Genomic DNA, 16,764 nt, shown 5'->3' with positions numbered 1-16,764 from the left:
GTGACAACTATTTCCTGGAGGATAAAATCATGGTGCGTTTAAAGTTGTGGCAATGGTTAATCCTATCACTACCGATTGTTGCCATAATTTCTTTTCTTATGGTTGCGGCAGGATTCCAAATTCATACATGGGGTATTAATTGGATTTGGGCATTATTTACGTTAATTTTTCTCGCTTGGCGTTATCTACTAGTGAAATGGACAAAACCCGTGGTGTCTCAGGTGGAAGCGGTGGTAGCACAGGTGAGTCAGGAACTAGAATTATCCGCAGGGCAATTAGTAACCAATGATACGGGTAACATTAACCAGAGGATAGAAACTGTCTTCCAAGAGATTTTGCAAACGGCTCAAAATGACCCACCGATGTGGGAAGATTGGCAGAAGTTTTGGCAACGTTGTCAGGATTTAGTGGCAGCGATCGCCCATATTTACTATCCAGAGGTGAAGTATCCCCTGCTGAATATCTACATACCCCAAGCCTACGGATTAATGCGGGGGACGGTGGATGATTTAGATACATGGATGCAGAAATTATCCCCAGCCTTAAGTCAGGTATCCATCGGTCAAGCTTACCAGGCATATGAAGTTTACCAAAAGCTAGAACCATCGGCACGGAAATTTATGCGTGTGTGGAATTTGGCTCAGTACTTCCTAAACCCAGCTGCGGCGATCGCCAAAAGAGCAAGTCAGGGTTTTGCCAATCAAGCGAATCAGCAACTTTTAATTAATTTGAGTCAATTGTTGCGGGAAGCAGCCTTGAGAAATCTCTGTCGCCAAGCAGCAGCACTGTATGGCAAGGGGGTGAATATGGGGATTTCAACCGTTTCTGCACCTGCCAAATTACCCCCCACCCAAACCCTGCGGGAAATTTTCACCCAAGCAGAACCGATTACCAAGGTTGAACAAAAACCAGTAAATATTCTTGTAGTTGGCAGAACCGGAGCCGGAAAAAGTAGTTTAATCAATACATTATTTCAAGCAGAACTGGCAGTCGTTGATACCCTACCCAGTACAGACAAGATACAAAATTACCATTGGCAGACAGAAACAGGAGAAAGTTTGACTCTGTGGGATACCCCCGGTTATGAGCAGGTACAAAGAGCTGATATTGGTGAACAAGTTAGGAATTATGCCACCAATGCAGATTTACTCCTGTTAGTGACTCCCGCTTTAGATCCGGCTTTGCAAATAGATGTGGATTTTTTGGGGGATATTCATCGTCAGATTCCCGATTTACCGATAATTACCGTTGTCACCCAAGTAGACAAATTACGTCCCCTACGGGAATGGCAACCACCCTACGATTGGCAATGGGGAGATAAACCCAAGGAAGTTAATATTCGGGAAGCAACAGCCTACAGAAGTCAAATTCTCAAAGATTTTACTGATATTGTTTTGCCAGTAGTCACCAATGATAGTCAGTTAGGACGTAGGAGTTGGAATATAGAAGATTTATCCCTGAGTTTAATGGAGGCGATCGCCCCAGCCAAACAATTACGTCTAGCGCGATTTCTCCAGGATTTGGAAGCTCGTACCATTGCCACCGCGAAAATTATCGACCACTATACCTTCCAAATGACCACAACCCAAGGAATCACCACCCTACTCAAAAGTCCGATTCTGCAATTTATTTCCACTCTCACCACCGGACGACCTACCCTAGGTGCTTTACTAGTAGAACAAATTCCTGTAGAAAATTTACCTTTAGTGATTGGTAAGCTGCAAATGGCATACGAATTATTTTGTCTACTCGATAGCGATGCCAAACCTCTAACCTTTGATTTACTGTCCCTATGGTCAATATTACTCAATAACTCCAGCATCCCAGAGAAAAATGCTTGGGCATTTGGTCAAGCTTTAGTTGAGTATTGGACTCAGGGGTTAAGCACAGAACAGTTAAAACAGAAATTCGAGTCGAGTATCCTGCCCTAATTCTGTGCCATCCAACTGAGAAAAGCTAGAATTTGCCCCACCGGTGGCAAGGGATAATCATATAAATCAATGGTCAATAGTTTATCCTGCAATTGCATAAACCGCCATTGTGTGCCATTGCTGACGCAACCATAAATTGTGGCGATAGAGCTACGCTCCGCAGTCTGTGCTTTCATCTGGTTAAACTTTTGTGCTGCTACCATCTCGGCAGCACATTGCCCCAAACCTACCTTTAAATCAGCTTTCTTGGCTTCAACCAAGATAAAAACTGGGGCTTCAATTTCAATAAGCTCCGTCGATTTACTCAACAAAAAATCACAAGTTCCATTTAATCCCAAAGTCTCATCAACGGTAAAATCCTCTCCAGAGAAAAAGCTAATTGTTTGGTTTAAAATTTGCCGCACCTCTAACAAAACTGGGCTAATAATCAACTCGGAGCGAGCTTTTTCACTTCCCGTTGCCGTTGCCACAGGTAAACTGTATTCCAAAAAATTCCGCAGAGTATCCGAGGGGGCGATCGCCTCCAACTCAGGTAGAAAACGCACACCTTCCTGGGTGACAATTCCAAATGCTTACTTCACACTTGCCAATGTTTTGAATTGACTGTAAGGCACAATATCCCCCATTTTTAGCTCTTAGCTTCTCCAATATTAGCAAGCTAGACCTTTTCCATCATCAAAAGTAGGTTTTGTCATTGCGACGGAAGGAAGCAATCCCACAATCTGAAGTAAATTAATCTCCCAGACACGATATAGCCTCTTGCTTCCTGCTCCCTACCCGACAATACATACGCAGAGTATGAAAGAAATGCAATCAGTCCACTACATATCAGAATTGCTTACCTCAAATTTACAATATAAATAATCCTTCAAGAATCTCATAGGTCATAGGTGGCAAGGAACAAGCAAATGACAGTATGGATGCTTCCTTCCCTTATCTATCTCCTATTTTTCTACTCCCTATCCCATAGATGAATAACCAAAAATTAAAACCTGATTGGGCTGGCGCAGACTTGCTCTCGCGGTTTGTCAATCTCTTGATTCAAACCAAACCACTTTACAAACTCATGTCCTACCAGGCGAGAAAAGTCATCATCGATACAGCCGAAAAAAATGGGGTTCCCTGGCGAAAACACTACACAAGCTTAGCAGCATCGGGAATCCAAGAAAAAATCAACGAATCAACTAACCCCAGTACGACTTATCCCGACTACTACAAAGTACCTTTTCATGCCTATTCCCAAGGTAATCTTTGTTGGCAAGCTGCATTAGAAGCACCCAGCGCTACCTTCGCCATGGCACTACGGGTATGGAAAAATGAGAAAATGACTTGGCAGACTGCCCATCGTCGCTTACGGGGTACTTTTCACCAGGTTCTAGCCACATATATTCAGGAGCCTATCCAGGATATTTTAGATATTGGCACGGGTGTCGGCATTTCTACCTTAGCTCTCCATCGTTTTTACGAGAAAAAACAAGGATATTCCCCAAAAACCGTGGGATTGGATTTATCACCCCATATGTTAAGTGTGGCGAAAATTCTTGATAGACAGGGGGCAATTTCCCAATGGCTGCATCTTCAGGCAGAGAACACAGGTTTAGATAGTCATTCCTTTGATTTGGTGACGATGCAGTTTGTCACCCATGAGTTACCAGGATATGCAACAACTAGTATTTTTCAAGAAGCTTTACGTTTGTTGCGTCCCGGTGGCTATATTGCCTTAGTTGATAATAATCCCAAGTCACCGGTGATTCAGAACCTACCACCAGCACTTTTTACCTTGATGAAAAGTACTGAACCATGGAGTGATGACTACTACACTTTTGATATTGAAGCTACTTTAGAGAAAGTCGGTTTTGAGTCACCTGTGACTGTTGCTAGTGATCCACGTCATCGGACAATTATTGCGAGAAAACCGAGATAGGTTCTGAATTTGTAGAAGATGGGTAATGGTGAAAGAATATCTATTACCCATTGCCATTTAGTGGCTCACTCTAGGGATGGATATCAACAGATGGATGTCAAGGTTGCAATCATCAATTAATTTTATATTCATAGCTGCGGTGTTTAGGTGAATAAATCATTGGCGATTGGATATTAACGGCTTTATCTCAGTCAAACAACTAGTCAATCAATGTAGTTGTAGTGATTTTTCCAAATTAAGCACCAAATTATCTCGATAAAATTAACTATGTTAAGCAAAAATTCTGACCCAAATCTTGACCCATACCGCAATCCTGAGCCAAAACCTTTTATCGACCCAAATATTGACCCTTACAAAGAACCCCATCCAGAGCCAGTGATTGACCCGAATACGGATCCCTTCCATGAACCCCATCCGCAACCAGTGATTGACCCCAATGTTGACCCTTATACCAATCCGGTGGTTGTTCCTAGTCGTTAGCTAGAGGGGAAATTTTAGAGCAAGAATCTGATGGCGATCGCCTTTAAGGCGGAGCGTAGCTCTATCGCCATGATGGAGACAGGAATAGCCATCACTTGGTGACTATCCCCATCTTCCTAGAAATTAGGCTTCATCTAAAGCTGCAATACCAGGTAATACTTTACCTTCGAGTAGCTCTAAGCTAGCACCACCGCCAGTGGAAATATGGCTCATTTGGTCAGCTAAACCTACTTTTTCCACAGCAGCAACGGAGTCACCACCACCGATGATGGTAGTAGCACCACTCTTGCCAATGGTTGCCAAAGTGTGAGCGATCGCCTCTGTACCGACAGCGAATTTGTCGAACTCGAATACACCCATGGGACCATTCCAAATCACACTCTTACAATCAGCCAAAGCTTCTTGGAAGAATTTCACGGAATCAGCACCAATATCTAAACCCATCCAACCATCGGGAATATTCTCGATGCTGACAGTTTGAGCATTAGCATCGGGAGCAAAGTTATCAGCGATAACTACGTCAGTAGGTAAGAGTAAAGCGACACCTCTTTCTTTAGCTTTGGCTTCCAAAGACTTTGCCAATTCCAGCTTGTCTTCTTCCACCAAAGACTTACCAACACTCAAACCACGAGCTTTGAAGAATGTGAACACCATCCCCCCACCGATGATTAACTTGTCACATTTTTCTAGGAGGGTTTCAATCACACCAATTTTGCTGGAAACCTTAGAACCACCAATAATTGCTGCTAAAGGACGCTGGGGATTTTCAATGGCACTTTGCAGGTACTGTAATTCCTTCTCGATTAAATATCCAGCCACGGAAGGACTGAGATATTTTGTTACACCTTCAGTAGAAGCATGAGCGCGGTGAGCAGTACCAAAAGCATCATTGACGTACAAATCAGCGTTAGCAGCTAATTTTTGGGCAAATTCTGGGTCGTTCTTCTCTTCTTCTTTATAGAAACGGACATTTTCCAATAATAAAACCTGTCCGTTGCTCATTGCTGCAACTTTCGCCGCGACATCATCACCGATACAGTCATCGGTTTTAATCACTTCTTGTCCGAGTAACTCAGATAGACGCTTGGCAACCGGGGTTAAGCGCAATTTATCATCGACACCCTTGGGACGACCGAAGTGGCTGGCGAGAATTACCTTAGCTCCCTTCTGTGTCAAGTCTTGGATGGTAGGTAAAGCTGCTCGGATACGAGTATCATCAGTGATGTTACCAGCATCATCTACAGGTACGTTGAAATCTACCCGCACAAAAGCGCGTTTCCCAGCCAAGTCGGCAGCAGATAAATTTGCTAAAGTTTTCTTAGACACGACACAACCTCCTGATTGCCTTTTTGTTATTGTTTTCTAAAGAATAACCATCCAGATTTTACCGATTCATGGGGGCGGAGGTGAACGTAATGTTCAAAACAGTTTTATTTCCAGTTGATCAAAGTCGAGAAGCGCGGGAAGCTGCGGAGGTTGTAGCGAATATTGTCAAAACCTACAACAGCCGTTTGATATTACTGAGTGTAGTTGAGCCGACGGAAGATGCATCTGGGGGTGATGCGATGTCTTCTCCGGAAAAAGTAGCCCAATTATTGGAAGCCGCTAAGTCATTATTTGCTGACCAGGGGATTAGTGCGGATGCTATCGAACGCCAAGGTAAGCCTGCTTTTACCATCTGCGATGTTGCTGATGAGTTAGAAGCAAATTTAATTATCATGGGCTGTCGAGGTTTGGGGTTAACCGATGAGGGTTCCCACGATAGTGTCACCAATCGGGTGATTAATCTCTCTCCCTGTCCGGTGCTGATTGTGCCTTAAGGAAGAGGGTTATACCAATTGGCAATTCGTAATTCGCAATTCGTAATTAAGAAAGCTTGACATAGCTGGGCTTTCGTCGTTTGCATCTGTCGCATTCTTTTTTCAAATTGGTGTTAGGTAGGGTGTAGGAAAGAATAAAAATACTTTTTCCTATCCCCATTCCCTATTCCCTATTCCCTATTCCCCAACTTACGGATAAATCAAGATTTTATAGGTTTCCGGTGTGGGTGCGATCGCCTGGTCTACAGCTTGGGATAAATCCTGGAGGGGATAGCGATCGCTAATCAGAGCATTCACATCAATCCGACGATTGAAGACGATATCTGCTGCTAAACTCTGGATTTTGTAGGAAGAACTGTAACTTCCCATCAAGTCAATTTCTCGACGATAGAGAATATTCGGATTTAAGGGAATTTCTACTTCGTCGGGGAATTCGGCAAAGAAGAGAATCTTGCCACCCTTACGGGTACAATCTAGAGCTTGGAAAAATGCTTTATCGTTAGGAACCGCAAGCAGGGTGACATCCACACCCATACCGTTAGTTAAAGCCTGGATTTTTCCTGGTAAATCCGCATCCCGGGCATCAAATGCAGCTTCTGCACCCACACTCAATGCTTTCTCAATACGGGAGGGAAGTAAATCTGTGGCGATCGCCTTGCCACCAAATAACTTCACCAACATAATAAACATCAAGCCAATTGGTCCGGCTCCAGTAATTAGCACTGTCTGTCCGGGAGCAATTTGGGCTTTTTTCACCGCCTTTAAACAGCAGTTGGTCGGTTCCACAAAACTCGCTTCTTCAAAGGAAATATGATCGGGGATAGGAATTAAGCCCCCATTCCTGACAATATGACCTGGAATCTTGACATACTCAGCAAATCCACCGCCACTGGGAGCAAAACCCGCCGTGGTGACAATATTTTTGTAGGTGTCACACATCGAGTAATTTTCATTCAAGCAGTAGTCACAGCGCATACAGGGAATGTGGTGCATGACTGCCACCCGTTGCCCTAACTGCCAGTTTTTGACTTCACTGCCAACTGCGGTAATGGTTCCCGCCGTTTCGTGACCAAAAATCCGTGGCGGTTCATACAACGGATACCGAATTTTCTTGATATCTGACTGACACAATCCCACGACACTGACCTGCACCAGCACTTCATCGGCTTCTAGGATGGGTACGGGTACTTCTTCGTAGGATAAATTATTTACGCCTCGAAATACTTGTGCTTTCACGTTGATTTACCACCGCTCAACGATCATAGATGTAGCATTAGATGGTGATTTTTGCTTGGTGATTCCAAATATTCTTTCTCTGGCGATCGCCACCCCAAAATTCTTACTGACGACTCCCCATGTTTTTGATAAGCCCCAAATATATTTAAATTAGCTTCCTATTAAAATATTCAATCTGCCAAATCTTTGAAGTGTCAAGGTATCGTGACATTTTTGCGACTTCTTTGACGAGATAATCAGACTTTGAAATGCTATGATACTAATAATCACTGAAGGCGTATATGCATTTTTTGCAGCTTTTTCACAAGCTTTGCAGAGCAATAGTTTCAGCCCTGATTTTAAATCATCAAAATTTACTTACTTAATTTAAACATTTACTGTTGTTGAAATACAGTTGACAGCATTTGTTTATTATGTGTCTACACACAGACACAGCAAAGAAGATAAAACAGTAATTTTTCTTGTACTGAATAAAACTGCTTGGACAAAAATGACTGCAAAAGAACAGGATACAATTCCCCCAGCACAGATTCCCGTAGCTTTAACAATCGCCGGTTCTGATAGTGGAGGTGGTGCAGGTATTCAGGCAGATTTACGCACCTTTGCTTTTCACTGTGTCCATGGTACGAGTGCGATTACCTGCGTCACAGCCCAAAATACCTTGGGGGTGAATCGAGTTGATGCCATGGCTGTGGAAGCTGTCCTTGCTCAAATTCATGCAGTTTACACAGATATTGGTGTCCAAGGAGTAAAAACTGGAATGCTCCTCAACCAGGAAATTATCACAGCCGTTGCCCATCAGCTAGCAGATTTACAGATAGAAAATTTAGTAGTGGATCCGGTGATGGTGTCCCGTACAGGAGCGCAACTTATTGATGATGCCGCGATCGCCAGCTTACAAAATTTGCTTCTACCCTTGGCAAAAATTATCACTCCCAATCGCTATGAAGCACAGATTCTCAGTGGTAGAGAAATTCAGACCTTGGATGATATGCGACAAGCCGCAGAAATTATTCATCAAAAATTCGGCGTAAAAACCGTTTTAGTCAAGGGTGGAGGAATGGCTGAAAAATGGCGAGGTGTGGATGTGTGGTTTGATGGGCAGAGCTTGGAAATCCTCACCATGGAGCCAGTTGAGACTAAGAATACCCACGGTACTGGCTGCACCCTCTCGGCAGCGATCGCGGCAAATTTGGCAAAGGGTGCAGATTTGTTTACCGCCGTCAAGCAGGGAAAGCACTACGTCCATCAAGCTCTGCAACATTCCCTGAATATCGGTGCAGGACAGGGACCTGTAGGACATTTTTATCCCTTACTTCTGGAAAACCTGGGAAAATTACCGTCTCCTGCCAATCAATAAATTTTTCTCTTATCCTTGACCGGAAACAAAAGCCTGGTTGCTGTAGTCAAGTAGCACACCATTAGGGTTACACTATATTTCCTGATACAATGTATACGAGATTTTAATAAATCTTCAAACTACACTATTATAATATCTCTAATGGTGTGAGTTGAGTTCTGGATTTAATTAACAATGACTACATCAACTGTTTCTGAACGCTTGTCTCAATCCGATTTAGCAGCGAAGTTAACAAGGTCTTTTTATCAAGTCGATCAGCAAGTTAAATTCTTACACCTCCAAGCTGAGGTAGATTGCTTGCTCCAGCAACTGCAAAATATGAAAAAAGCAGTCACCATTGAGCCAGAAGACTAGGTTAACTGCCTAACTAAACCCCTAGAGTACCAAGCTCGCTATAGTAGAGATGTTAGCAGGAGGTTGCTACTCAAAGCGCTGTTTACTCTTTGACCAGCGTAAAATACTATAGCTTTTGGTATTCTCTACTAGTAAGACGGGAATTTCTATTTCAGCCAAGTTCGCGATCGCGATCAGGGTTTGTTCAGAGTTTTTACTGAATTCAGTATATAATATTTTACCATTTTCCGATAGAATCAGAGTGCGATTGCCTTGCCCAGTGGGTTTTCCCTTGGCTTGTTTGAGGTTAGCGATCGCGTCGGGAGAAATAGTTAAGAGGATTTCTGGTTGGCGATCGTCAGTAAAATCGATTTTCTGAATTGTCCAATTACCCAATTGCTCTACAAGTTGGTCAATACTAAGTGTTTCATCGGTAGCAATTTCACCGGAAGCTTGCAGAGATTGCCAAATTTGGGTCAGAATGCTTGCAGTTTTGGGGCGATCAAGCTGGGAAAGACTAATCGGTTGTGTTTGCACCCATGTTAAAGCATCCGTAGTTAAAGCTAGGGGGATGGGTTGACGGACACCTAAGTTTTTCAACTGGGTAGGTAGGGATAGGGAACTTGCAGTGGTGAGCAACCGCAGTTTACCTGCTTGCAACTGTACAGCTTGGATTTTGGCGATGGTGCTTTGCTGTTCGCCAGTATTTGACCAGAGAACAATTTGCAAGGTTGCATCCTTAGTCAAACCCAAACTATCCCAGAGAAACTTTTGGGGATTATTTTCAGGTACTTGCAGATTGTTAAAGGGAGCAGATAACCAATTTTTGCCATTATGGAAAGCTGTCACCTCTACCTGATACCACTGCTCCTCTGGTAATAGCTGAAGTTTACGAGTTGGATTGAGTTGCCACCATTCACCCTCAGAGATTGCTGTTAGAGGTTGGGCAGTACCAATTACCCGACTGCTATGGGGATAATTTCCCTGGGCAGGGTTTTGGCTTGTTCTGAGAATATTTTGTACATAGCTCGATTCCGGTTTGCTTTGCTTTTGTAACCAGGATAGAGCTGTTTGTTCACCCTGCTTCGCTGCTAGGATTAATACTGCCCAAGCTTGAACTTCCTTATAGCTAGGGTTAACTTGTAAAGCTGCTTCCGTACGACTCCACAACCTCCCAGTGTCTGCTTTCAATAAACTGGTGATTTCTTGGGCATTTTGGGGAGAAGAGGTAAATACTTGTAAAGCTTTTTGCCATTGCCCATCAATTAAATCTGCCAGTACCTGTTGACTTGGACTTGCCCAGGTGCGTTTTGCTTGGTTTTGGGTCAGTTGGGAATGTAAAGCAATCACATCAATTTGTGCTTGTGCTTTAGGAGAAAGGGTTTTTTGTTGTTGCTGCACTAACTTGAGTAATTCCCGTGCAGGTGTCCACAATCCAGTACGAGCAAGTAGCAAAGCTTTTTCGTAGGTTGCATCATTGAGAACCGGGAACTTCAGGGTAATTTCCTCCAACTCCACAGGATTGATGACAAACTTCGTGGCATTAACTTGATAGACTCGCAATAGCGGTTCTAAACCCACGGTTTCGTCCACGACTAATTCCGGTGTTTCCTTCCCCGTTACCTGTTGCCATTGGGGGAGTTGCCCAGAGGGACTTGTCCAAGAGTTCATCAGTTGCAGGTGACGACGTTTGGGAGAGTAGTGAACAATTTGCCCATAGGCGATCGCCCTAGTTCCTTGCTGTCGTTGTCCACGCAAATATAGCCAAATTCCAGGAGTGGGAGTCTTGCCAGTAAACTTTCCTACCTCCGTTAAGGGTAAATTCAGGCTCGAACCTTGGTTTTCATCCCCCGCAGCTACTAGGGGAGCAAGAACAAAGGATTCCTCTAGTCCCGTAACTGGCAACTGTGTCAGGCGATAGTAGTACTTCTCTGCATCCGAAGGTGACTCCCTATCGGGAACCTGCTGATAAACCCGTAACTCCGCAATCTCTTCGCAGTCAGCTTGACAATTTGCCCGTTGACGCAGAATTGGCATTAAAAAAGACTTCGGTTCTTGAGTATCTAAGGGAATTAATTTACCCACTACCCGCCCCGTATTACCCAAACCAGTTTGAATTTCCGGTAAACTCTGAGGTTTCTCCGCCTTGCCCAAAGGTATTTTTGCCCAGGTGGGTAAAATTTGATTCATCCAACTCACCTGATCCGGATTAAACATAAATTGCAAGCTAATCCAGACAAAAGCTGTCACCACACCGCCACTACTCAATAACAAGGCGATCGCCACCAACACAGCGAATTTACCACGTTGCTTTTGACTCGCTTCCTCTTCCTGAGATTTACTGATACGCCGACGAATTTTTTTCACAACTCGCTTAGTTGCTGCCACATTATCTGGACTAGGAAGATGGGTTTGAGATGCTGAATTGGGCGAACTTTTTGCCATACGAGTTATTGATAAATGACGGAGAAATCTTTATGAGTTTTTTCTTTTATACTCATCCTTCTGGGCTATTGCCCATAGGCAAAAAGTGTCCTTTGGTACAAAATACGTGTAAATACTCAAGTCAGAATCAGGAAATTTTGAATAAGCTCATCCTTTGAGTAGCTGTGTGAGTAAAGTCAAAGTGAAAAACGGTAAAGTTTGGGTAATTTCCTCCTTAATCGCTGCGGGAATCTATGGCGTACCGCAGCAAGTCTTAGCTGAAGAGATACCAACCCTAGAAGTATCAGAATTATCTACAGACCAATTGACTGATGGTACTTTTACTTCTATCTCTTCTCAAACTAGTGATTTCCCAACTTTACCTGATGAATCTATGGATCAGGTAACATCAGTATCTCAACTGCGAGATGTACAACCTACAGATTGGGCATTTCAAGCCCTACAATCCCTCGTAGAGCGTTATGGCTGTATTGCAGGTTATCCAGACGGTACCTATCGCGGTCAACGTGCTATCACTCGCTATGAATTTGCCGCAGGTTTGAATAACTGCTTAGAAAGAATTGACCAATTAATTAAAGAAAGTACCCAAAGTTTTGTCCAGCGTCAGGATTTGGAAACCCTACAAAAACTCCAATCCGAATTTGCCGCAGAATTAACCGCATTACGCGGTCGGGTGGATAAATTGGAAGCACAAACTGCGGAAATCGCTGCTAACCAATTTTCTACAACTACTAAGTTAACTGGTGTGACCGTCGTTGGTGTGCAAGCACGTAGCGACAACCGAGGAGATATCAACCCCCGCAATGGTGTTAAAGATACCGATGATGCTGGTACAAATGCTAATGTCATTTACCTCAATCAGTTATTTCTCACAACCCAATTTAGTCCTAGTAATTTCCTCGTAACAGGACTTTTGACAGCCAACGGTAGTTCTGCACCGAGATTTCCTAATTACCCCAGATACAACCACGATGTTCTCCTTGGTTACGAACTTTCTACCAACGGTGATGTCACCCTCAGTGATTTACATTACCACCAGATGTTGACTGATAAGTTAGCAATGATGGTGGGAGCAGCAGGGGTAGACATTATCCGCGCATTTAGAGGACCAAACCGGGTAGAAAGTGGTGCCACTGGACCGATTTCTGTATTCGCCCAAAGAAACCCAATTCTCAACATGGGTTATAGCGGTGCGGGGATTGCCTTTGACTGGCAGTTTGCCAAAAGTGCCAGTTTACAAGCTATCTATAACAGTACCAGCGCCAGCAACCCCGGAAAGGGTAAAGGATTGTTTAACGGGAATTATACTGCCGCAGCTCAGTTACTATTTACACCCAGTAATGCCTTCGATATCAGCTTGTATTACGTAAATAGTTATTCCAGTAATGGTTACTTGTCAAAGTTTGCTGGGGATGATTGTTTGACTGCGATCAATTGTTTTAATGGTACTTCTAAGCCTTTACAAACAAATGCTGTGGGTGCTTCTGTTAACTGGCAATTATCATCCCGGGTAAATTTAGGAGGTTGGGCAGGTTATACCAATTCTTACATCCCCGGTCGCTCAGGTAACGTAGAAACTACCAACTATATGGTGTATCTCAACTTCCCAGATTTATTTGCCAAGGGGAATTTGGCAGGAATCTATTTTGGACAACCGCCAAAAATTACCAATAGTGATTTACCTGTAGGTTTTAACGTTCCTGATTTACTCAACGGTGGTGTGGGTAATCCCGGTAGTCAACCCGGAACCACCAATCAAATCGAAGCTTTCTATCGTTTCCGAGTATCTGACAATATTAGTGTCACACCTGGTATTATCCATATTTGGGAACCAGGTCATACCCCAGAAAACGATCCAATTACTGTTGGTGTTCTCAGAACAAGTTTTTCTTTCTAGATTGTTTGCCATGGGAAGTAGGTGCAGATAATCCTGCTTCCTTTGCCATCACTAGTAAAATTTAGAGGTATTTTCATCCAAGATATTCACGTCCAATAAAGGCGATCGCCAGAAATATTAAATTCCCTAATTTTGGGATAAATCAAAGCATTCTCAGAGAAATTCCTCTAATCTCTATCCTGGAGCTGTTTTTAGCTATTTAAGCCTAAATAATGAATTTCATCAAACGCACAAAAGACCCATGTAATCAAGTATTTTTATGACATTTTTCTACATATTGAAATCTTTTATTTTTTGTATAAAAAATACTACATTTTGTAATAAATCCTAATTATTCGTTAATAAAATACTGGAAATCCGCATAACATATTTTATCCAATTGCAACAAGTGGCTTAAGTCTTATTGATGAAATAGAATATTTGGTATAAGTTATTAACTATTAATTAAAATTATTTGGGTATGTTCTGGGAAGGCAATATTTCTTCCCGTTGTGAATCTCATCGTAGATTCAATTGGAGATATTGTTCAAGACTTTATACAGGAGAAAATCTTGGTAAAGCTAGTATTTTTCGAGTATCTGCCAGCGCCACCCCAAGCAGTCTGGTCTTTCATCACCGACCCCCAATATATTAATACCTGGTCTACAGCCTTCATTGAAACACTAGAACCGGGCGATCGCTCCCAAGCAGCCAGTATTGGTGGAACCCGTCAAGTAACGATCAACATTCCTGGGGGAGATATTATTCTCAAAGAAGTTATTGAACATTGCCAACCACCAAAAAGGTTTGTCTATCGAGTCTTTCAAGGCAAATTTATCAGATACCATCGCGGCGAAATTCAGTTAATTCCCCAAGGAGAAAAAACACTCCTCAGGTGGGATGTTGATTATGAGTTTTTCTTGCCGATTTTACCTAAAATTGCCCGAATTATCCTAGAAGAGCAAATTACCCAGAGTCTGAAGCAATTAGCGAAGGTTGTCAAAAATGCTCCGGTGAAAAATTTTCCCTCCCTCGATAGGAATCTAGATGAAAGTCAGAAAATACCTGAACTATGGGAGCGAGCGGAAAAAGTTTTACTAGAACAAAGGATGACGGCAGATAGGCTTGCAGCAGCAGGGGATCCAAAATGTTGGTTTACCCGTGTCTATGAGTATGTGACAGAATATCAACTGCAAGCTTGCCGTGAAGGGCGTATAACTCACCAAGGATGGTTATTACGTTTGATTCCTCGTTTTCATGACTATTATTACGATAATCTGATGCGTTGGATGGGAGAAACTTCGGGCTTAGTGGAATCCCAATGGCGGATAGCTTTTCAAGCGATGGAAGAGGGTAAGTATGAGGATGGAGATGCTAGGGCTTTTGTCTATGGCTTGATGAAGGGTGTGGAAGCTCACATTGAGGAAGATTTACCCCGTGCCCTCGCAGAAGTGTACTACCACCACTACAGCCATCAGTTTAGCTATGCCAGATTCAGAGCCGACTATATTTTAATGGCAGATATTTTCTATAAATCAGCCCATCGTTTGCAGCAGGAGTTACCAGAGAGGTATTTTCCCAGTTACATGAAAATGCTCAATACCATCCTACCTCTGGAAATTCAGGGGGGAATAATTTCTAAGTATTTTTATGACATACCCCAAAGACGACTCCTAGCCTTTGAACGGGGAGAACGTTTAGTGAATTTCATGACTGAATCTCATCTTTCTACACCTTTCAAAGACGCTGACAATCATAAATTAGCAAGATTGGCTGGATTCGTAGGAATTAAAGGAGAAAGAGAATAGGGCGGTATTTATTTACCAATACAAAAGCGACTGAAAATTCTCTCTAAAACAGATTCAGTCACTTCTTCTCCCGTAATTTCCCCTAAAGCATGGATTGCCCCTCGTAAGTCTATTGTCCAGAAGTCGAGGGGAAAATCTTGCTCTATGGTTTGTTCTAACTGTTCTAGAGATGTTTTGGCTGTGAGTAAAGCTGCGGCTTGCCGTTGATTGATGGCAAAATCTAAATCAGCCGCTTGTAGTTTACCTGCTTGGACTTTTGTTAAAATTGCTGCTTCTAGGTGATCTATGCCTTGATTTTGGGCTGCTGCGGTGAAAACCACTGGATGAATTTCCCTGGGATAGGTGACTGTATCTGGTGGGGCTAAATCCGTTTTGTTGATTACCAAAATTAGGGGACGCTGTTGCACTTGGGCATAAATTTCCTGATCTTCTTCTGTCCATCCCCTAGCTGCATCTATGGCGAATAGAACTAAATCTGCAAATTGAGCGGCACGACGCGATCGCTCTACACCAATTTTCTCCACTTGATCAACAGTTTCTCGAATCCCCGCCGTATCTAAGACTTGTACAGGAATTCCCCCCACGACTAACTGAGATTCCACCACATCCCTAGTAGTTCCTGGTAAATCGGTGACAATGGCGCGATCGCTCTGGCTCCAAGCATTCAATAAACTGGATTTCCCAACATTGGGACGACCGACAATTGCCACTTTTAAGCCTGTTCGTAATAATTCGCCCTGATCTGCGGTGCCCAGAAGCCGAGAAATTTCTGCTCTGAGGCGGTGAATTTCTGCGATAATGAGATTACAATCCAAAGGTGGTAAATCATCCTCAAAATCAATGCGCGCTTCAATTTCCGCTAAAATATCTAGACATTGATGACGTAATTGACGAATGGGAGAGGCAAGTTTTCCCTGTAATCCAGCGAGAGCGCTTTGGGCTGCTTGGGGTGACTGTGCGCCCACCAAGTCGGTAATGCTTTCTGCCTGGGTTAAATCTAACCTACCGTTTAAAAAGGCTCTCAGGGTAAATTCTCCCGGTTGGGCAAGTCTGGCTCCCTGGCTCAGACAAAGTTGCAAAACTTGCTGTACGGCAATAATTCCCCCATGACACTGGAACTCCACCACATCTTCACGGGTATAGGAGCGGGGAGCAAGCATAATTAGTAGTAAGGCTTCATCTACCATCTCCTGGGTTTGGGGGTGATGGATATAACCGTAGAGGATGCGATGACTATCCCAAACTTGCTTTCCTGGGGCGTGGAACAACTTCCGGGCAATGGCTAATGCTTCTGTTCCCGATACCCGCACAATTCCCACACTCCCCTGTTGTGGCACAATGGCAGTGGCGATCGCGGCGATCGTTCCAGTTGTAGCAAAAATTTCTGACATAATGTGTCAATCCCAGAAAAAACCAGCGTCAAATATTGAATCCTTTCTATTCCCTACATCCTTCTAGCCATGAACTTTTCCCATATCAAAGTAACGATAAGATAATTCTGGTAAAGTATATGTGCCTAGCAGATACGATTACTATCTGTTAATTGAGAGG

Annotated in this window: 13 protein-coding genes; 8 read left to right on the top strand and 5 right to left on the bottom strand. The window is 43.2% G+C overall.

The features are described from left to right. The first annotated feature begins 29 nt into the window (after nt 1-29). Nucleotides 30-1,931: a GTPase family protein gene (locus IJ00_RS23160; RefSeq protein ID WP_035157190.1), complete on the top strand. Its 1,902-nt coding sequence runs from the start codon at nt 30-32 to the stop codon at nt 1,929-1,931. Here IJ00_RS23160 and IJ00_RS23155 read toward each other — a convergent pair. Then, complete coding sequence (locus IJ00_RS23155) at nt 1,928-2,476, bottom strand: hypothetical protein (protein WP_339366978.1); 549 nt, start codon at nt 2,474-2,476, stop codon at nt 1,928-1,930. The genes IJ00_RS23160 and IJ00_RS23155 overlap by 4 nt on opposite strands. Nucleotides 2,477-2,901: 425 nt before the next feature. On the opposite strand from IJ00_RS23155, the gene IJ00_RS23150 reads away from it, so the two are divergent. After that, nucleotides 2,902-3,855 carry a class I SAM-dependent methyltransferase gene (locus IJ00_RS23150; RefSeq protein WP_035157188.1) on the top strand — a complete coding sequence of 318 codons (954 nt, stop codon included), beginning with the start codon at nt 2,902-2,904 and terminating at the stop codon, nt 3,853-3,855. A gap of 267 nt (nt 3,856-4,122) precedes the next feature. Then, on the top strand, nt 4,123-4,335 hold the full coding sequence (locus IJ00_RS23145) for a hypothetical protein (protein WP_035157184.1): 213 nt from the start codon (nt 4,123-4,125) through the stop codon (nt 4,333-4,335). Between the two features lie 123 nt (nt 4,336-4,458). Here IJ00_RS23145 and pgk read toward each other — a convergent pair whose 3' ends face one another. Continuing rightward, on the bottom strand, nt 4,459-5,661 hold the full coding sequence (gene pgk, locus IJ00_RS23140; protein ID WP_035157181.1) for a phosphoglycerate kinase: 1,203 nt from the start codon (nt 5,659-5,661) through the stop codon (nt 4,459-4,461). Nucleotides 5,662-5,750: 89 nt separating this feature from the next. Here pgk and IJ00_RS23135 point away from each other — a divergent pair, with 89 nt between their 5' ends. After that, nucleotides 5,751-6,155, top strand: coding sequence for a universal stress protein (locus IJ00_RS23135; RefSeq protein WP_035157179.1), 405 nt, complete (start codon nt 5,751-5,753; stop codon nt 6,153-6,155). 189 nt (nt 6,156-6,344) lie between these two features. Here the strand turns inward: IJ00_RS23135 and IJ00_RS23130 are convergent, their stop codons facing one another. Then, nucleotides 6,345-7,391 (bottom strand): zinc-dependent dehydrogenase, encoded by a 1,047-nt coding sequence (locus IJ00_RS23130; RefSeq protein ID WP_035157177.1) that lies wholly within the window; start codon nt 7,389-7,391, stop codon nt 6,345-6,347. 490 nt (nt 7,392-7,881) lie between these two features. Here IJ00_RS23130 and thiD point away from each other — a divergent pair, with 490 nt between their 5' ends. Both thiD and IJ00_RS23120 read left to right on the top strand, forming a co-directional pair. Beyond that, nucleotides 7,882-8,751: a bifunctional hydroxymethylpyrimidine kinase/phosphomethylpyrimidine kinase gene (gene thiD, locus IJ00_RS23125; protein WP_035159511.1), complete on the top strand. Its 870-nt coding sequence runs from the start codon at nt 7,882-7,884 to the stop codon at nt 8,749-8,751. Nucleotides 8,752-8,925: 174 nt separating this feature from the next. Next, nucleotides 8,926-9,105: a hypothetical protein gene (locus IJ00_RS23120; RefSeq protein WP_035157175.1), complete on the top strand. Its 180-nt coding sequence runs from the start codon at nt 8,926-8,928 to the stop codon at nt 9,103-9,105. Nucleotides 9,106-9,171: 66 nt separating this feature from the next. Here IJ00_RS23120 and IJ00_RS23115 read toward each other — a convergent pair whose 3' ends face one another. Then, nucleotides 9,172-11,529, bottom strand: coding sequence for a hypothetical protein (locus tag IJ00_RS23115; RefSeq protein ID WP_035157173.1), 2,358 nt, complete (start codon nt 11,527-11,529; stop codon nt 9,172-9,174). Between the two features lie 166 nt (nt 11,530-11,695). Here IJ00_RS23115 and IJ00_RS23110 point away from each other — a divergent pair, with 166 nt between their 5' ends. Together IJ00_RS23110 and IJ00_RS23105 are read left to right on the top strand one after the other, a co-directional pair. Further along, on the top strand, nt 11,696-13,426 hold the full coding sequence (locus IJ00_RS23110; protein WP_046814900.1) for an iron uptake porin: 1,731 nt from the start codon (nt 11,696-11,698) through the stop codon (nt 13,424-13,426). 551 nt (nt 13,427-13,977) lie between these two features. Continuing rightward, the gene (locus IJ00_RS23105; RefSeq protein ID WP_168163521.1) at nt 13,978-15,213 is read left to right on the top strand and encodes an SRPBCC family protein; all 1,236 of its coding nucleotides are present in this window, start codon (nt 13,978-13,980) and stop codon (nt 15,211-15,213) included. 8 nt (nt 15,214-15,221) lie between these two features. Here IJ00_RS23105 and mnmE read toward each other — a convergent pair whose 3' ends face one another. Further along, nucleotides 15,222-16,604, bottom strand: coding sequence for a tRNA uridine-5-carboxymethylaminomethyl(34) synthesis GTPase MnmE (gene mnmE, locus IJ00_RS23100; protein ID WP_035157170.1), 1,383 nt, complete (start codon nt 16,602-16,604; stop codon nt 15,222-15,224). Nucleotides 16,605-16,764 lie beyond the last annotated feature (160 nt).

Origin of the sequence: Calothrix sp. 336/3, from assembly GCF_000734895.2 — a bacterium.
In the GTDB taxonomy this organism is placed as follows: Bacteria; Cyanobacteriota; Cyanobacteriia; order Cyanobacteriales; family Nostocaceae; genus 336-3.
The sequence above is the reverse complement of the archived record's forward strand: the minus strand, read 5'-3'. Positions and strand labels throughout refer to the sequence as shown.